This window comes from Actinoplanes sp. NPDC023714 (assembly GCF_040639855.1).
Lineage (GTDB): Bacteria > Actinomycetota > Actinomycetes > Mycobacteriales > Micromonosporaceae > Actinoplanes.
Window position 1 is genome coordinate 368,720 of record NZ_JBFAAR010000009.1, and the last position, 16,972, is coordinate 385,691.

11 protein-coding genes and 1 tRNA gene are annotated in these 16,972 nt (G+C 64.9%); 7 read left to right on the forward strand and 5 right to left on the reverse strand.

Annotated elements, in window-relative coordinates; all coding sequences use genetic code 11:
- Positions 1-483 precede the first annotated feature (483 nt).
- Positions 484-1,485: a hypothetical protein gene (locus AB0G10_RS33505; protein ID WP_360930933.1), complete on the forward strand. Its 1,002-nt coding sequence runs from the start codon at positions 484-486 to the stop codon at positions 1,483-1,485.
- A 21-nt stretch (positions 1,486-1,506) separates the two neighbouring features.
- On the opposite strand, the gene AB0G10_RS33510 is transcribed toward AB0G10_RS33505, so the two are convergent.
- The 3 genes from AB0G10_RS33510 to AB0G10_RS33520 form a co-directional block, all read right to left on the reverse strand.
- Entirely contained in the window at positions 1,507-2,544 is a 1,038-nt protein-coding gene (locus tag AB0G10_RS33510) for a DUF4365 domain-containing protein (RefSeq protein WP_360930936.1), read from the reverse strand.
- Positions 2,545-2,809: 265 nt separating this feature from the next.
- Positions 2,810-4,036, reverse strand: coding sequence for a hypothetical protein (locus AB0G10_RS33515; RefSeq protein ID WP_360930939.1), 1,227 nt, complete (start codon positions 4,034-4,036; stop codon positions 2,810-2,812).
- Positions 4,037-4,517: 481 nt separating this feature from the next.
- Positions 4,518-7,196, reverse strand: a complete 2,679-nt coding sequence (locus tag AB0G10_RS33520; RefSeq protein WP_360930941.1) for a BTAD domain-containing putative transcriptional regulator — start codon at positions 7,194-7,196, stop codon at positions 4,518-4,520.
- Positions 7,197-7,346: 150 nt separating this feature from the next.
- Between AB0G10_RS33520 and AB0G10_RS33525 the strand changes: the two genes are divergently transcribed.
- The 3 genes from AB0G10_RS33525 to AB0G10_RS33535 all read left to right on the forward strand — a co-directional run bounded on the left by AB0G10_RS33525 (position 7,347) and on the right by AB0G10_RS33535 (position 13,313).
- Positions 7,347-9,218, forward strand: a complete 1,872-nt coding sequence (locus tag AB0G10_RS33525) for a hypothetical protein (RefSeq protein ID WP_360930943.1) — start codon at positions 7,347-7,349, stop codon at positions 9,216-9,218.
- Between the two features lie 354 nt (positions 9,219-9,572).
- Positions 9,573-11,048 carry a hypothetical protein gene (locus AB0G10_RS33530; protein ID WP_360930946.1) on the forward strand — a complete coding sequence of 492 codons (1,476 nt, stop codon included), beginning with the start codon at positions 9,573-9,575 and terminating at the stop codon, positions 11,046-11,048.
- Positions 11,049-11,561: 513 nt separating this feature from the next.
- Positions 11,562-13,313, forward strand: coding sequence for a recombinase family protein (locus AB0G10_RS33535; protein WP_360930949.1), 1,752 nt, complete (start codon positions 11,562-11,564; stop codon positions 13,311-13,313).
- Here AB0G10_RS33535 and AB0G10_RS33540 read toward each other — a convergent pair.
- Together AB0G10_RS33540 and AB0G10_RS33545 are read right to left on the reverse strand one after the other, a co-directional pair.
- A tRNA-Leu gene (locus AB0G10_RS33540) sits at positions 13,295-13,379 on the reverse strand. The two genes, AB0G10_RS33535 and AB0G10_RS33540, sit on opposite strands and share 19 nt — an antisense overlap.
- A 36-nt stretch (positions 13,380-13,415) precedes the next feature.
- The gene (locus tag AB0G10_RS33545; protein WP_360930952.1) at positions 13,416-14,393 is read right to left on the reverse strand and encodes a WYL domain-containing protein; all 978 of its coding nucleotides are present in this window, start codon (positions 14,391-14,393) and stop codon (positions 13,416-13,418) included.
- Positions 14,394-14,481: 88 nt separating this feature from the next.
- Here AB0G10_RS33545 and AB0G10_RS33550 point away from each other — a divergent pair, with 88 nt between their 5' ends.
- Genes AB0G10_RS33550 through AB0G10_RS33560 form a run of 3 tightly spaced genes read left to right on the forward strand, consistent with a single transcriptional unit; the run spans position 14,482 to position 16,468 of the window.
- Positions 14,482-14,838 (forward strand): VOC family protein, encoded by a 357-nt coding sequence (locus tag AB0G10_RS33550; protein ID WP_360930955.1) that lies wholly within the window; start codon positions 14,482-14,484, stop codon positions 14,836-14,838.
- A 42-nt stretch (positions 14,839-14,880) separates the two neighbouring features.
- Positions 14,881-15,309 (forward strand): hypothetical protein, encoded by a 429-nt coding sequence (locus tag AB0G10_RS33555; RefSeq protein ID WP_360930958.1) that lies wholly within the window; start codon positions 14,881-14,883, stop codon positions 15,307-15,309.
- Positions 15,310-15,340: 31 nt separating this feature from the next.
- Complete coding sequence (locus AB0G10_RS33560; protein ID WP_360930961.1) at positions 15,341-16,468, forward strand: DUF3500 domain-containing protein; 1,128 nt, start codon at positions 15,341-15,343, stop codon at positions 16,466-16,468.
- Positions 16,469-16,972: the final 504 nt, after the last annotated feature.

Below are 16,972 nucleotides of genomic sequence, written 5' to 3' on the forward strand. Positions count from 1 at the left end.
GGCGTACACCACACGGTGGGCCGCTCAGGTGGGCGGCCCACCGGCCTTTTTGGGTTCTGCGACAAGGAGACAGCTACGTACCGTCACTATCAAAACGCGCACGAACACCCCTGCGACTGCCGATGTCCCAAACACAATGACAGACGCCGCCGGATCTACAACGATCCCGCATGCCACTGCTTGATCACATGCTCCAGCCAGCCTCTGACGTTGCTCGCCCCGCAGCTCAACAGCGCAATATTCCTCGACCAAGAGAACGGCCTGTGGATCGTGCGCGGGCTTCAACCAGGCCATTGGGACTGGTGCACTGCCTTGCCGGTCGGTGTCGGCCACCCGCTGTACCCGCATCGGGCTCTACTGACGCGGCTCCTCACCGACGCGCACGAAAGCGTGCTTCCACTGGTCCACCGCCTCTGAAGAGGGGCCTTCGGCCGGCCAACTGCATGGCGCCAGCCCTTTTCGTCTTCGCCTGAAAGGCCGCCCATGACCAAAGCCGTCATCGGCATCGTCGTAACCGTCATCGCCGTCGTCCTCGGCCTCCCAACGGTGCTGCTGTCCTCGATCGGTGGCAGCGACTCTGGCGCCTGTGCCGAATTCTCCGCACCCGGTGTTGCTCCTTCCGAGGCGACGGGGACCACGCCTCTCTGGGATGCCGACCAGGTGTCCATCGCTCAGACGATCATCGCTGTCGGAGCAGCCAAGAAGGTCTCCCCGCGGGGCTGGTCCATCGCCCTCGCCGTAGCGATGCAGGAGTCCGGCCTGCGCAACCTGCCGCACCTAGGAAGCCGCAACGACCACGACTCCATCGGCGTCTTCCAGCAACGTCCGAGCCAAGGCTGGGGCACCACTGAACAACTCTCACAGCCCACCTACCAGGCCGAACGCTTCTACGAAGAGCTCCTCGAAGTCCCGGGCTGGGACACCCTGCCACTCACTCAGGCCGCGCAGGCGGTCCAGATCTCGGCCTTCCCCGACGCATACGCGAAGTGGGAGGCAGAGGCCACCCGTCTCGTCGACGCCCTCAGCGGCGCCGCGCTCCCATGCTCAATGCTCGGCACAGCTGAACCCGCTCCGCGAAACCCCGACGGATCCTGGCCGCAGGAGCAGTGCGACATCCGTCCTGATCCAACCACCGGCGCCGGCTGCATCACGCCTCGGCTTCTCCACCTCGTCGGGCAAGCAAATGCCGCCGGCTTCCCGAAGCCCTCGTGCTATCGCATGGACGACCACGGTGAGCACCCCTCAGGCCAGGCCTGCGACTGGAAGATGACCTCCGGCACCGCAGCAACCGGCATGCAACGCGCCCACGGCGACGCGATGGCCGCCTGGGCGGCCACGAATGCCGCCCGGCTCGGCATCCGATACATCATCTGGTTCTACGAGATTTGGACTGACGACGAAGGCTGGCATTCCTACAACAATCCGTTCGGGGGCGACGACCCATGCGGCTGGCACACTAACCACATCCACATCAGCGTGCACTGACCAGATTCGAACTATCAAGGGCTAATCTTGAGTACCGAACTCCTCGTTTGTCCGATCATGGTCTGCGAACACGTCTGCTAGCGTGAGCCTATTTCTTCGCATGTAACGATCAATGCCGGTGGTCATCGCCGACAGGGCGGCATTCGTGTTTCTCAATGTCGACTCTTGCGGTGCTCCGAGCTCCTGAGCGCACCATGCCCACCCTCGATCGGTTAGTTCAAGAAGCAACCTAGGACCGCTCTTGCGTACGTTGATGAAACCGAGCTTGGTGAGAGCATCACGATCCCACTTCAGGATGGTGAGTCCGTAACGGTCCCGTAGCTCCCGGCTGCTGGCTGACCCTCCGCCGATAGACATCAGTGTTAGCAAAGCCATCCGCTGGCCCGCTGGCAACGGTGGGTTCCTAGGACCTGCGGAAGCCGACTGAGCTGCGGTACTTGCAGCAGTCACCTGAGATGGGGCCTGCAGCGGGTTGGTGATGGGGCGAATCGGTTGGCGGGTTCTGGCGCAGATCGCACTCAGGGGACCACAGGCCGTCACATCCAGCCGTTGCCGATCCGGGATGACGATCTTCCAGCCAATCGAGGTCAGACTCACGTGCCGCGCCTCGATGTGGACCCAGTAAGCGATTTTATTTTCGACGTCCACCAGGACAAGTAGAACCGGCAGCTCGTACCCCAACCAGTAGTCAAGGTGGTCGCGGACCCCCCGGTAAATCCACCCGTCGGGTACCCGCTCACCAAAAAACGATGCCCCACTCTTGATCTGCACCCCCATCAAACGCCCTGTCGCCCTATCGCCGGCGCGCTGCTCGATGATCGCATCGATGCCAACATCACTAACCGGAAGCTCCCGGAAGATCCATTGAAGGTGCTCATGCACGAACTGGTCGACGAGGGCGACACCCAGTCGCGCCGTCAGCTGGCGTTGATCAAAATGCACCAATTCAGTCTCCTCCTGAACGCTCGATGCCGAAATGCCAATCTGGATCCACGCAGGAGCTGCTCCTGTTTCGTGCTGCAGGCTGCCAGCGTGTTTACACGACGCCGTATCAGACATCTCCGGGGAGTGGCTATGCCCTGCCGGGAACGGGCGCCGGCAGGGCATAGCGTGAAGGCGGTCGGCAAAGTCGCGTGCGGCCGCCTTCGTGTCAGGCCGTCCGCTGCGGCATGGCTACGTGGTGCCTGCGGAAAAGGCTGCATGCGCTTTTCGAGTTCGCACGCTACTTGCCGATCCGGATTCAACGAATCCCGTCAGATCAACTGATGCGCCTAGGACTCGATCTCGATCGAGGAACCCCTATTGGCCACTCGCATCGACCGATCTATGTATTATCGACATCGTCCGTCCTGGCCCGCCCATCCTCATCGAAGTAGGGCAGGGCCGGTCGATTTATTCCTTCGCTTGCGATGGATTCAAGCGCGGATCGCGCGAGGCCGGATGCGTCACCCCCAACATCCCCGAGCTCCGGTATCCCATCACCCAGAGCTACAACTATCTCTGTTTTGTTTAATAAGCCAACACGCAGGGAAAGGCCATTCCCTCGGTGTGTCAGATCTACTGAAGAGACGGCATCATGGCGGAAATTAATTCGCTCCTCATATCGGTAATCTCCGCTTGCAAAGTCAAGCGCTGCTCTACCGTGCCGGACACCGTCGGTCGCGAACAAGAAATTATGAACGTTATAACCAGAGTATCGCGCAGGGCCATATGGTGCGCGGACGCGGCGACTGCCGTCGAGTGGTTCAGCCAACGTCACCGTCGCTATGAGATCTTCAGCCTTCAATCGGAAGCGCCGCATCTGAGCTCGCCGGAAATACAGCTTGTCGAAGTCAAGCCAGCTCGCAACCTCACTGTCGGTTGGGGTGGCCGATCGAGCCATCCTCGAGTCCGTCGAAAATAATTTCGGTACTCGATGAACGCGATCATTCTTGAATCTGCGGAATGTAACGTCGTCTTCGGCATCCATCAGCATGTCCAGGTGTCTACTGATCTCATCGCGACGGCCTTCGGGCAGCTGCCGAAAAGCGCGGATCGCCTGCCTGCGGCTATCATCCGACCCATTAAGTTGCAGTACAACTGAGAGCGCCGGCCGCCAAGGGTCATCATCCTTGGCGGCTTCGAAGGCTTCGGCGGCCGCCTCAATGCCAACATGCTGTGGGCGGTAGATTGTAGTGTCGCTGAGTACAGCTAGCGCCCAGTAGTATGCCGCCTCCGCAGTTTTCTGACCGACCATTGCCATACGGAGTAGGCGCTCAGCGAGCAGGGGCAGGCCACCAGCTAGGTAATTCCGCCCAACACGCAATTTTTCGTCCGCCGTTTCGGCGCGTAGGCGGTATAGCAAGGCCTCGCCCTGACCGGCATGCTCGTCATTTTTGCTTGACGCAGAAGGTAGATTAACAGAACGCAGTGACGCTACCCCCGTCGAGGGCGAGGCGCCTCCGGCAATGAGAATTTCATACAGCCATCGCGGAGCACTGACGCGGATCCGAGGTTGGCGATCTTGAGCGGCCAACGCAATCCGCCCTAGAACACTTTCAGCTTTGACCATAAGTATCGCTCCCCGGCTTTGATTCTTGCACCTCTATGCGGGACAACACTCCTCTTACGAGTGACGGTGCAGCTGCACCCATAATCAAAGCCGGCCACTCTCCGGTGATCTGGCCGTGGGCGGCAGCGGAGACCGTCGCCCCGACAAATAGCCCAGCGCCCGCGACGAACAATCGTGGCCAAATGCCGTCTCGACGCCCACGCCAGGGCCAGCGAAAGTTTGCAGCGACAACAGCCGTAGAAATACTGATCATCCCAGCAACAGCGCCGCCAGCTACGCCCCATGCTGCCGCTTCGATGATGTGCACAGCAGTAGGGTAACTCGTCACTTGAAGCTCCGGCAGCCTGCACGGACTTGGTAACGTGGAAAACAAACCAAATCGCCATATATTGAAGCGAATCTAGTGCGTACTGGTTTGCATCGATCTTGAAACAAGATATCGGAACTATTTTCGTCGAGTTGACTGGGCCGCCAGGCAGATCTAGTCATTGACTTGACGGGGGGCCGCTTGATCAGCGTTTGCCAAGCTGCCGCGGAGTTCGTTGGCTAGCGCGGTCGTGGATTCGCCTGGCTCAGCATCGAGATCAGCTAGTGCCTTGCCCAGTGCCCGAAGCAAACCTCGGATGCCCTCGGCGTCGCCGAGGGCGTGGCGAGCGCGCATTCCTTCGGCGTAGAGGGTCTCGTTGTAGCGGTCCAACGCGATGGCACCGTCGACCAGGTCGGACGCGGCCTGCGGTTCGCCCGCATCCATGAGGGCGGCGGCCAACGCGAGACGCGCCTCCGTACCCCATCGACGCACTGCTTCCCGGTGTGGCTCGAGCCAGTCGTAATGCTGATGTTCCGCCAGAGGCGCACTGCTCAGTTCGCAGGCGGCGATAAGCAGCTCCCGCTGACGATCCCCGGTTGCGATGGTCGCGTCACGCAGGAGGTTGCGAAGGGTCCAGACGTCGACGTCCACGGCTGCGGGATCCAGCCGATACCGCCCGCCAGTCATGATGAGGTAGGCCCTTTTGGCCTCGACGTTGCCGGCCCGGCCGAGTACGTGCCGCAGGTTCGAGGCGATGGTGTGTACCCGCTGATCGGCCTGACTGAGCCGAGCATCGGGATAGAGGTATTCGCCGATCTCGCGCGTAGTGGCTCCGTCCGGATGGACCGCCAGGTAGACCGCAAGCTCCAGCGCCTTGGCCCGCAACGGCCGGCCCTCAGCGACGATGTCCTCAATACGAGGCGGACCGATCACCCGCAGCTGAACCCGCATTACTTCAGCGGCAGCCGGGACTGCCGGAGGAGCGCTATCCGGAACAGCCTGTGTCCGGCTGGCGTGCAGTGGCACCACAGCAGGCGGCGCCGACTCCGGAGCGGTCGCGGGCGGTTCACCGGTGTGGGCTTCGCGCAACGCCATCAGGATCTGATTCGCCGCGTCCTGGTCGAGGACAGGCAGCCGGACCGGTACCGGTGTCGTCGATTGCCCCGAGAAGATCCGAGTATGGCCGCCAGCGCCCACGTCGATGGTGATGCCATGTGCCCATTCGCCGATCAGCAGCCCTGACACATCCAGCTCTTCACCAACGGCAAGAGCCACTTTGGTACGCATCCGCGCTCCGGCCTGCGGCGTCCCCACGACGAGCATCACCGGCTGCATCGCCTCCTCATCAGGGGCAGCGCGCCGCAGCTGGTCGAGGCTGGTCACGTCGTGCTCGTCGAGGATCCGGCGACGATGCAGCAGCCGTTCCTCGATGACGGCGAGGGCGTCATCGACGGTGTCCGCGACATGCACACGCGGCCACGCGCCAAGGGTGCCGGCGTCGAGGCCGAGTAGCGCTCCCAGGGCGCCGACGTCGATCACGACTTCTCCGCGTCCTTCGGGGCGGTAGGGGTCGCCGGTGGCCAGGGCGGCGACGATCGCCGCGCGTGCGGCAGCTTGTGCGCCTTCTCCGACAAGACCGACCCCGCCCGCAGGCCACGTCACGTCCGCGGGAAGTTCCTCGCTGGTGGCCGGCGGCGGCTCGGGTTTTCGGACTACGGCTCGGCGTATGGCGGAGGCCGCGGGCGGCAGCTCCGTCGGCGGATCATCGTCGGGCTGGCCGGTGTATCGACGACGGCGCTGTCGCCAGAGCATCGCGACAGCGGCGCTGACGGCGGCGGCGAGCGCCCACGACACCCAGCTCTCCGGCGAGAGTTGCACGCCGTCCTCAGCGCTGGGCGCCGCAGCGTCGCTGTCGTCGTCCGGCGGCGAAGGCGCGGTAGGCGTGGAAGTCGGGAGTGGGCTGCTCGGCGGCGACGTGCTGGGCGGTGTCGTGATCGGTCGTTCCGTTGCGGGAACAGGGCTCGGCGGTGCTGTCGGCGTACCCAATGGGGGTTTTGTTATTGGCGATGACGCCGCAGGTGGCCGCAGCCCGGTCGGTGGCCGAGCGTCGTCGGGAAGCTTCAAGCTCCAGCCCGGGAAGATGAGGTCGCAGTCGGTGAGACGCGCCCCGTCGGTCTGGTGCTGGTGCCGATTCAGCCGGCAGATCTCCGGCCAGCGGTCCGCGTCGCCGAGCCAACGCCGCGAGATCTTCGACAGGGTGTCACCACGCTTGACCTCGTATTCGAAGCGCGTTTCACCGACGAGCACGGTGACGGTGCCCGGCCGCAGCGCGCTCGTTCCCGCGCCGTCTGGCTCCGGTGCGGTGGCGCTCGGTGGTGGCGTTCCCGGTCCGGGGCTGGCGGCGAGCGCGACGACGGCCGTTCCGGTCAGGCCGAACAGCAGGCGGTGGAGGGACGCGGGAAGCCCCCACCGAGGAATCCGTAGACCGAGCACGACGCGCACCAGGCTGCCGAGAAGCAGTAGCGCCATCACCGCCCAGAGCAACCACAGCAGCACGACCACGGCCGGCACGATCAGGTCGCCATCGCCGCGCACGCCCCGATCACTGACGACGAATGCTGTGACGGCATCCCAAGACGGCACCAAGTCGGCGGGCGAGCCGAAGACCAACGCGAGCAGCGTCGGGGGCACGACCGCGAGGGCGACGACGCCCATCAGGGCGCGAGCCACTGCGAGGGTACGCCGCCAGGCGCGCCCTCGAGCTCGTGGCGGCGCTGTTTCGGCGGCCCAGATCGTCGGCTGACGCGCCAGAGCCGCCGCCTTACGCTGCACCTCGTTGTTGCCGTCGGTCATCGCACCTGCCCAGAAGCCGTCGCTGAGAAGGTCTTGTCTCTACCGGCTAGGCGGACCCGGCGGCCACCGAATAGGCAAGCGTCTATCACTATGCGAAGAACCCTCGAAAGGTCACGCATCCCAAACAGTCCTTTTGCGACACTGCTCCGCATGCCTGCGACCGATCTTCACCTGGCCGTCGACTGCGCCGCCTGGCAGATCACCGCGGCGTCCGCCACGGCAAGCGGATTCCACCCCGTCCTCTTCGACGGCTATCCAGGGCTGCCCAAGGGCGTCTACACCGATCCCGGCACCGGAGCGCTGATCACCGGCACCGCCGGACTCACGGCGGGCACGGCGGATCCCGATCGATATCAGCCCGATCCACTCGGCGCGCTGTACGCGGAGAGCGCCCCGGATCCCGTTGCCGCGGTGTCGGCCGTCCTGGCGCATGTCGCGAACGTCGCCTCCGCACAGACCGGCGTCCCGATCACCGCCCTGACGATCATCGACCCACGGACGTGGGGACATCGCGCCCGGCAACGCCTCAGCCAGGCCGCGACCAACGCCGGCCTACCCGCACCGAGCATCGTCAACCCGGCGGCGGCAGCGGCAGCATTCGCTGGAAATACCGGCCGGTTCGTGCTGGTGGGCACAGCCTCGCTAGACCTGACGATCCTCGACGTCAGCAGCGGCTACCAGCAGCTCGCGACAGCACGAGTCTGCGACACCGCTGCACCAGCCATCGACGAGGCACTGTTCCAGACCGCCGTCACGGCCGGCCCGGTCACCCACGACTGGCGGACAGTCCGCGAAGCACAGCAGGCCAGAGCCTTCCTGGCGGTGCAGCCCCGTGTCTCGCTCTTGATGCCCGACCCGCATCCGCCGGCCGTGATCACCCGGGCCGAGGTAAGCACCGCCGCCCAGCCTCACCTCGCCCGCTTCGGCGAACACCTCAAGCAACTACTGGCCGACGCTGATCTCGATACCGCCGACATCAGCGACGTCATCCTCGTCGGCGACGACCCCGTCACTGCCGGCCTCGAAACCGCTCTCGCTGCGACGACGCTTCCGGCGGCGCGGACTTTGCGTGACCCGCACGCGATCCCGAACGGCGCGCTGCGCCTCGTCACGCCCTCGAATGCGCAGCAGGGCGAAACCGCGGCAACCGTGCGGCTGCCCCGGACCAAACTCACCATCTCCCGCCTGGCCCGGGTCGCCGTGCTCGCCGTGTGCTCGGTGACCTTGCTGTTCCAGACCATCGCCACCGCAGACCCTTACACCTGGGGACTCGACATCATCCAGGTCTTCTGGGCACGGGAAAACCTGGCCCTCGCCGCCGTGCTCGCGGTCCTGACCGGCTGGGCAGCAGCCCAACTCGCCCCCACCACCTGGATCATGGCCGCCGGCCTCGAAGACCCGGCGACCACCGGCATGCTGCTGCGCCGCAACTTCCTCGGTGCAGCTCTGCTAGGTCTGCTGGTGGCAGGAATGTGGGGCATCGGAACCGGCGTCGCCGTCAACTTCATCAAAGACGAGTTCCTCATAACCGCCCTGCTCGGCGCCGTCCCGATCGTCGCCTGCGCCGCCCTGATCGCGATCGCGGCACCTCGCATCCCCGCCGACCGCATCCAGACCTGGCTGCGCCGCGTCAGCCCACCGGTCACCCTCATCGCGATCGGCACCACCGGCATCTGCCTGCAGCGGTTCGCCGCCGCAACGGCGTTCTATCCCAGCGAGGCCTGGATCCGTGGCACGACCCAATTCCTCGGAGCCGTCCTGCTCGGCGTAGCCACCGGATGCCTTACCACCCGACAACCCGTACTTCGCTTCTTCACCGCCGCCATCCTCGGCGCCGGCTACATCCTGATCGCCAACTACAACACGGTGGAGTACCTGACCAGCGCCTTCATCATTCTCTTGGTCTGGTGGGCAGCCACCGCGACCGCCGTCACGATCAAGCTCAGCGCACCGCGGGTCGCAGCCTGGTTCAGCCGTTGGGTTGGTACGCCTCGCACCGCCAAGGCGCCGCTCTCAGGCTAAGCCCCATCCGGTGCGCCACTAGTCGCATGCAGTCGACATGGAACAGCGCTTCGGCCGCCGTTTAGTGGGTGTAATGCACTACCTCTTGGTGCCGCGTATTGCTGTGCCGGTACGACTCGTGTACCCGTAGCCATTCAGGCATTGATGAGATGAGGTGCAATGAGCGATACGAGAGCGGTATCCGAACGCAGCGGCGTGGCCCGCCGGCTGGCCGCCCTCGTCCAACCGGCCTTTTCACTTCCCGTCGCAGGGTTCGGCCTCGTGCTCATCGGTGTTCTCGTACTCCTTCCAGAGCACGCATGGTTACGCCCGTGGAGGGCGTTCGTTGCAGTGGGGTGGCGGTGGCTGCCCATAGTGCTGATCGTGGCCGGGGCTTCTGCCGTCGGCGCGGCTGCTGTGCAGCGCTGGCGTCGAGGTCGTACCAGGCAGAGCCGCCCGGTCGCCGAGCGGGTTCCGCTGTTCGGACACGTCGCGGCCGTACTGCTTCTGGCGGCGATCGTGGCTGCCTTCGCAGGGCTGAGTCTGTGGTGGGTCTTCGGGCATTTGCACCCAGCTGGTGCGGCTGGCAGCACGCCAACGAGCATCCCTGCGGGCCCTGCAGTGTGGAGCGTGCAAAATTCCTTCGAAGCGATCAAGATCGTCCTTGCGCTGGTGGCTGGTATCGGCGGTGTCGTCGCACTAACTGTGGCCTATCGCAAGCAGGATCATGGAGAGGCGGCCGAGCACAGGGAGAACACAAAGCTTTTCAACGAGCGCTTCGGTAAGGCCGCCGAGCAACTCGGCTCGGATAAGGTCGCGGTGCGTCTGGCCGGGGTCTATGCCATGGCCGGTCTCGCCGACGACTGGGCTGAAGGCCGGCAGACCTGCATCGACGTGCTTTGTGGCTATCTACGCATGCCCTACACCCCACCAGACGATGACACGGCATCGACTCCAAAACCTGCCGCCCAGGAATCCCCAGCCGCGAACGATCGGCGATCCGAGCGGCAGGTCCGTCAAACCATCATCTCGCTCATCCGTGACCACCTACTCCTCGGCGAGGCGGCCCCATCCCCAAGGGCCAGCTGGCACGGCCGGCAATTCAATCTCCGCGGCGCGACACTCGACGGCGGCAACCTTGCGGGCATTGTCATCACCCGGGGAACTCTCCTGGACTTCACTGGAGCGAATTTCCCCAGCGACACGGTAAGCTTCGACGAAGCATCGTTGGCCGGCGGCATCGTCTTCTTCACCGACGCCACTTTCTCAGGCGGTACGGTCAGCTTCGCTGACGCAAAACTCTCTACTGGCAGAATCGGATTCACCGGCGCAAGATTCTCCGGCGGTGGGTTGAGTTTTGTGCGCGCAATGTTATCGGGTGGCGAGCTAGACTTCTTAGCCGCGGAATTCTCCGCTGGCAGGGTGCACTTCACCAACGCGAAGTTCGACGGAAGCTGGCTGCTTTTCCAGAACGTGAGATTCGCCGGCAGCAGAGTCTACTTCGCAAGCGCGAATTTCTCTGACGGCGGGTTGCGCTTTGACCACGCACGTTTCGAAAACGGCGAAATGCACTTCACCAACGCAAGGTTCGGCGATGGTGCCGTGAGCTTCATCGATGCATCGTTTTCCGGCTGCGCGCTAAACTTTACCAACGCATGGTTTACCGGCGGGGCAGTCAATTTCGCCGACGCGAGGATCACCGGTGGTCCTCTGGATTTCCGTCGACCAGAGTCCTGGGCGGTGCCGCCGCTCGGCATTGCCAGGTCAAACCCCAACGTACTGTGGCCGTCACCGCAGGAGTTGAAGAAGGACTCGAGAAAGCCTGGGCGGAGCGGCGACGACGCCCGCTAACTGGCCCCGTGCTCCAACTGCCGCGCTGGCGCTGCCGGTGACAGGCGAGGCTCGATTGCGACTTTGTCCGCATGAGCTAACGGGCGGGAGTACGCAATAAGAGCACGCGGACGGCGAGCCGGCAGGGCTGAGTGCAAAAATTCGATTTTCGCTTATCTATAAGTATTTTTCTCAAAATTCCGTGGCCCGAAGCCTGGGCAACTAGCGTACGGCAACCAAGGGAAAGGTGAAGACCGAATGAAAATAGTTACGAGAGTCGCCTTTAGGGCGCACCACCGTGAACGGAATAAAGCATTTGAGAGATGCCAATCCTGACCCCAAGAATCGTCCCACTGGGGGCTATAGTCGTGTTGACGAATCTGCCGCGCCCGCCGCCATCGGGCAATTTTTGGTGATTTGCCCATCAAATCCTCCGGAATTTACCCCTGCTGCGGCACGCGCCCTTGTTCGTCTTCTCGTTAATGCAAGACGCAAGGACATCGAGCAAACCAACGGAAAACTTCCGGAGGAAACATGACAGTGGACCATGACCGCATTTCGGTCGACCTCGCCAATGCGAGCTTCACCATCCCGAAGATCTCGTTCGCCTTCTATGGTCGCGTCTCGACCGAGGACAATCAGGACCCGGAGTCGTCGCTGCAATGGCAGCTCACCCTGGCCCGCACCTTGATCGCACCCCACGGCGGCGTCATCGTCGCCAAGTTCTTCGACATCGGCCAGAGCCGGTCCCTGCCCTGGCAGCGCCGCCCCGAGGCCAGCCGCCTGCTGGCCTCCCTGAGCGACCCGCAGCGTGGCTTCACCGCGGTCATCATCGGTGAACCCCAGCGTGCCTTTTACGGCAACCAGTACGGACTGACCATGCCGCTGATGGCCCACTACGGAGTCGCGCTCTGGGTGCCCGAGATCGGCGGCCCCATTGACCCTGACAACGAGGCTCACGAAGTGGTCATGTCCGTCTTCGGCGGCATGAGCAAAGGCGAGCGCAAACGCATCAAGCTCCGTGTCCGCACGGCCATGGAGTCTCAGACCAGGCTGGAAGGGCGTTATCTGGGCGGACGCCCGCCCTACGGCTACATGCTTCAAGATCTCGGCCTGCATCCGAACCCGGCGAAAGCCGCCACAGGCAAACGTCTGCACGGTTTGATCCCAGACCCGCAGACTGCTCCGGTCGTGCAGCGGATCTTCGGCATGTACCTGGGCGGCCACGGGATCTACGCCATCGCGGAGGCGTTGACCCGCGACGGCATCCTCTGCCCGTCGGCGTACGACCGGAAGCGCAACAGCCACCGCGTCGGCATCGCTTGGTCCAAGCCCGCGATCCGCGTCATCCTCACCAACCCGCGCTACACCGGGCGGCAGGCCTGGAACAAGCAGCGCACTGACGAAGTCCTGCTGGACGTCAACGACGTCGCGCTCGGATACACCGCTCGCACCACGTGGAACCGACCCGACAAGTGGATCCTTTCGGAAAAGCCGGCTCACGAGGCCATCGTCGATCAGGTGGTCTTCGACAAGGTCCAGGAGACGATGGCATTGCGTGCCAGGACCTCGACCGCACCCCGCCGGGGTTACCGGACCAGGCATCCCTACGCGTTCAAAGGTCTCGTGCACTGCGGCGTCTGCGACCGGCGGATGCAGGGCCAGCACTCACACGGTCTCGCCTACTATCGCTGCCGCTTTCCGGACGAGTACGCGCTGGCGAACAAGGTGGCTCACCCGCGCAGCGTGATGCTGCGCGAGGACCATCTGACCAGACCGCTCGACCACTGGCTGGCCCAGGAGTTCGACCCGCTGCGACGACGCCACACCGTCGCGAAGCTGCTCGAAACGGCTGCGGTCGGCGTGCCGACCGCAGAGCCCGTCCCGGTGGAAGGCGGGCCGACTGTCACGGAGTGTGATGCGAAGCTCGAGAAGTACCGGGCGGCCCTTGATGCCGGCGCGGACCCTGCTGTGGTCGCTGGCTGGATCGCCGACACGCAAGCCGAGCGCGCCGCCGCCATCGTCCGCCAGCGCGAGGAACAGGCCGCAGGACCTCGTGCCGCCGAAGAGCTGGAACACCTGACCGAGGAAACGCTCCTCGAGATTCTCGACGAACTCGGTGGGCTGGCGGCCGCTCTGGAGAAGGCTCACCCCGACGACAAGCTGCAGGTTTACACGAACCTGGGGCTGCGCCTGACCTACTTGCCAGATAGCAAAACGGTGCGGGCAGATGTAGATCTTGCCACGCACCGTTGGGAAACCGTTTGTGTCCGAGGGGGGACTTGAACCCCCACGCCCGATAAAGGGCACTAGCACCTCAAGCTAGCGCGTCTGCCATTCCGCCACCCGGACTTGCGTGGATAACTTAGCAAGACCCCGAGGCCACCTTCAAACGGGGTCGTACAGGGCCACCATCGCGCGGGCGCTGGCCCTCATCAGCTCGCGCAGCTCGGGTGGGTCGAGCACCTCCACGTCCCCGCCCAGTTTGAGGAGCTCGGCGTGGGCGTGTTTGACCGACTCGATGGGGAGGGTCAGCGTCGTCCAGCCGTCCGGGTCGGGTGGGCCCAGGGAGGAGCTGACTGCCCGGTTCATGGCCCGGGTCATCAGGTACGGGATACGCGTCAGCGCCGCCGGGGCGAGCCGCACTCTGGCCTCGTACCGATGAAGGTTTTGCTCGAAATCGGTCGCCCAGCTGGACCAAGCGGCGGCCAGGTCGAAGTCGGCGGGGCGTTCGAAGGTCTCGTCCAGGACCTCCAGGGAGAGGACTGTCGACACCCGGTACGTGCGGATGGATTCGCCGACTTGGGCGACGAAGTACCAGACCCCGGCCTTGAGCACGATGCCGAGCGGCGAGATCTCGCGGGTCACCTCGTGTGGGGCCCGCCAGCGCCGGTAGAGCATCCGGGCCCGCCGGCGCTCCCAGACGGCATGGGCGAGAGCGGACAGGTACGGATGTGTCTCGGTCTCGCGGAACCAGCCGGCCGGGTCGAGGTGGAAGCGGTCCTTGATCTCGCCGACGCTGCGGTTGAGGCGGGCCGGCAGCGACGCCCGCAGCTTCAGTTCGGCGGTGGCGAGCACGGCGCCGAGTCCGAGCTCGGCCGCGGCGGAGGGGACGCCGGCCAGGAAGATCGAGCCGGCCTCCTGCGGGGTGAGCCCGGTCAGCCGGGTTCGGTAGCCGTCGACCAGCTGGTAGCCGCCGCCGGCGCCGAGTTCGGCGTAGACGGGGACGCCGGCCTCACCCAGCGCCTCGATGTCGCGGTACACCGTTCGTACGGAAACTCCCAGCTCTTCGGAAAGCTGCTGGGCGGTGAGGCGGCCGCGGTCCTGGAGCAGCAGAAGGACCGACAGCAACCGGCTCGCACGCATGAACGGAAGACTGCCACACCTGACTGACAGAGGATGTCAGTCATTCCGGCGCAGACTACGACCCGACCGATTCCGAAGGGACAAGATCATGGCTCTTGCGCGCTACGCCGGGTTCTCGCTCGACACCGACGACCCGCAGGCTCTCGCCGAGTTCTACTGCAAGCTGCTGGACGCCGAGGTGTCGTACACGAGCGAGGAGTTCGTGTACTTGAAGGAGCCGAGCCTCGGGTTCGTGAAGGTCGACAAGCACGTGCCGCCGACCTGGCCCGCCCCCGACGTGCCGAAGCAGGCGCACCTCGAGCTCGGCGTCGACGACCTGGAAGCGGGGGAGGCCGCCATCCTCGAGCTGGGCGCCACGAAGCCGGAACACCAGCCGCAGCCGGACCGGTGGCGGGTGCTGCTCGACCCGGCCGGCCACCCGTTCTGCATCTCCGTGATGTCGTGAGGATGATGGGCGCGCCTGAAAGAGGCGCGCCCGCCCCCGCCTTTGCCGAGGCTGGGGCGCAAGCGACTCGCGGCGGTCGCCGCCGACGTCGGTGCCGCCCGAGGTGTTCTGGCCACGGCCGCCGCGCTGGCGCATCACAACCCGCGGGAGGCCTACGCCGTGCTCTTCCCGGGCGACCGCCGGACCGCGATCCGGTATCTCGGGGCGGCGTTCTTCACCAAGTACCTGTACTTCTGTCCGGGCGCGACGGCCGGGAAGCAGGCGCCCATCCTCGACGACCGGGTGGCTCGAGCGCTGAGCACCCGGCACGGCTGGGCGAGCCTGCGCACCGGCGGTTCGTGGCCGGCGATGACCTACGAGCGGTACTGCCGCCTGCTGTCGCGCTGGGCCGGCGAGGCGTCGAAGGCGCAGGGCCACGAGGTCTGGCCTGATCAAATGGAGCGCTGGCTGTTCGGCGACGGCGGTCAGTGAGCCACGCCACAGCCGGTACTAGATTGGGGCCATGGGAGATTCAGCGCGCCGGGAAGTCGCCGCGACCATGGCCGATGCCGCCCGGCTGTGGCTGGAAATGCTCACCGATCCACAGCGGAAGATCGCTATCGGTCAGGCTCCGGCGGACGACGCGAGCGACAACGAGCGCCGGCGTTGGTTCTACACCCCTACCGATCACGGCGGGCTCACCTTCCACCAGCAGCGGCCGGCTCAGCAACGGGCGGCGATGCGGCTGGTCTCGACCGGTCTTTCCCGAGCCGGGTACGTCACTGTCGCGACCACGATCGGACTCGAGAACATCCTCGATCACACCGAGGGATTCGTGACCCGGTTCGACCGGGAGCGCGGCCGCGACCCGGGTCTCTACTACCTGAGGGTGTTCGGCGAGCCGGGCGGTCACGGTCTGTGGGGTTGGCGGTTCGGCGGTCACCACGTCTCGCTGAACAACCTGGTCGCGGACGGTGAGCTGGTGTCGTCGACGCCGTGCTTCATGGGCGCCGACCCGGCGAGCTCCGAGCTGCTCGGCGGCGCTGTCAGCCGTCCGCTAGGCCGGGTCGAGGATCTCGCCCGTGAGCTGGTGCGGTCGCTGCCCGCAAGCGTGATCCTCTCGCCGAAGGCGCCGTCCGACTTCGTGACCGCGAACCGCACCCTGCTGTCCGACGGCGATCGCGTCATCCCCCTGTCCGGGATCTGGCGCGACGAACGCTTCCCCGACCCGGTCGAGCAGGCGAAGCTGCAGGCGGCCAGCGACCGGATCGATGCGGCGGCCGGCTACACGGACGCCGACCACGAGGCCCTCTCCTACACCTCGCGACCGAAAGGGATCGCCGGCGCCGATCTCCGGGAGCCGCAACGAGAGCTGCTGCACGCGCTGCTCGGCACCTACTTCGGGCGGGTGCCTGACGCGGTGTCGCCCATGGCCTCCTACGACGACGCCGCCCTGGACGCCGTGCACATCGCCTGGGCCGGTTCGACCGAGCCGGGCGCGCCCCACTACTACCGCGTCCAGGGCCCGAACCTGCTGATCGAGTGGGACAACACGCAGCGCGACGCCAACCACGCACACTCCGTGTGGCGCGATCCATCGAACGACTTCGGTCTCGATGTGCTCGCCGCTCACCGCCTGCAACACCATTAAGACCTTCTTGGGTACGCCGGGAGCACCGTGCGGACCGGCTCCCTCAAGGCTGTGACGCGGCTCGCCCGGGGCCGATTTGGCGTCGCGCCACCGGCCATGTAATGTTTTCCGAGCCGCCAGGGAGACGGGCGAGCGAGCGGGACTCGAAAGAGGCCCGGAGCGGCCGTCCTGGAGGAATCCTTCCAAATGATCGGTGTATCGTTTCGTGGGCTTGTTTTCCCGATGTCTTATCCGCCGAAAACGCGGATTTGACGGGGCGGAAAACGAGGCAGTAAAGTTGAACGAGTGCCCCGGAGAACGGGCCGCGAAAGCGGGTCGGACAATGGTGTGCGGTTGTTCTTTGAGAACTCAACAGGGTGCTTGATAAGCCAGTGCCAATTATGGCAATACCCCGGCCTGTCTGCTTGCAGATGGGTGGGAGATTCCTTTGGCAACATATCATGTTGCTGGGAATCAGATTTTCCACAGATTTTGTTGGAGAGTTTGATCCTGGCTCAGGACGAA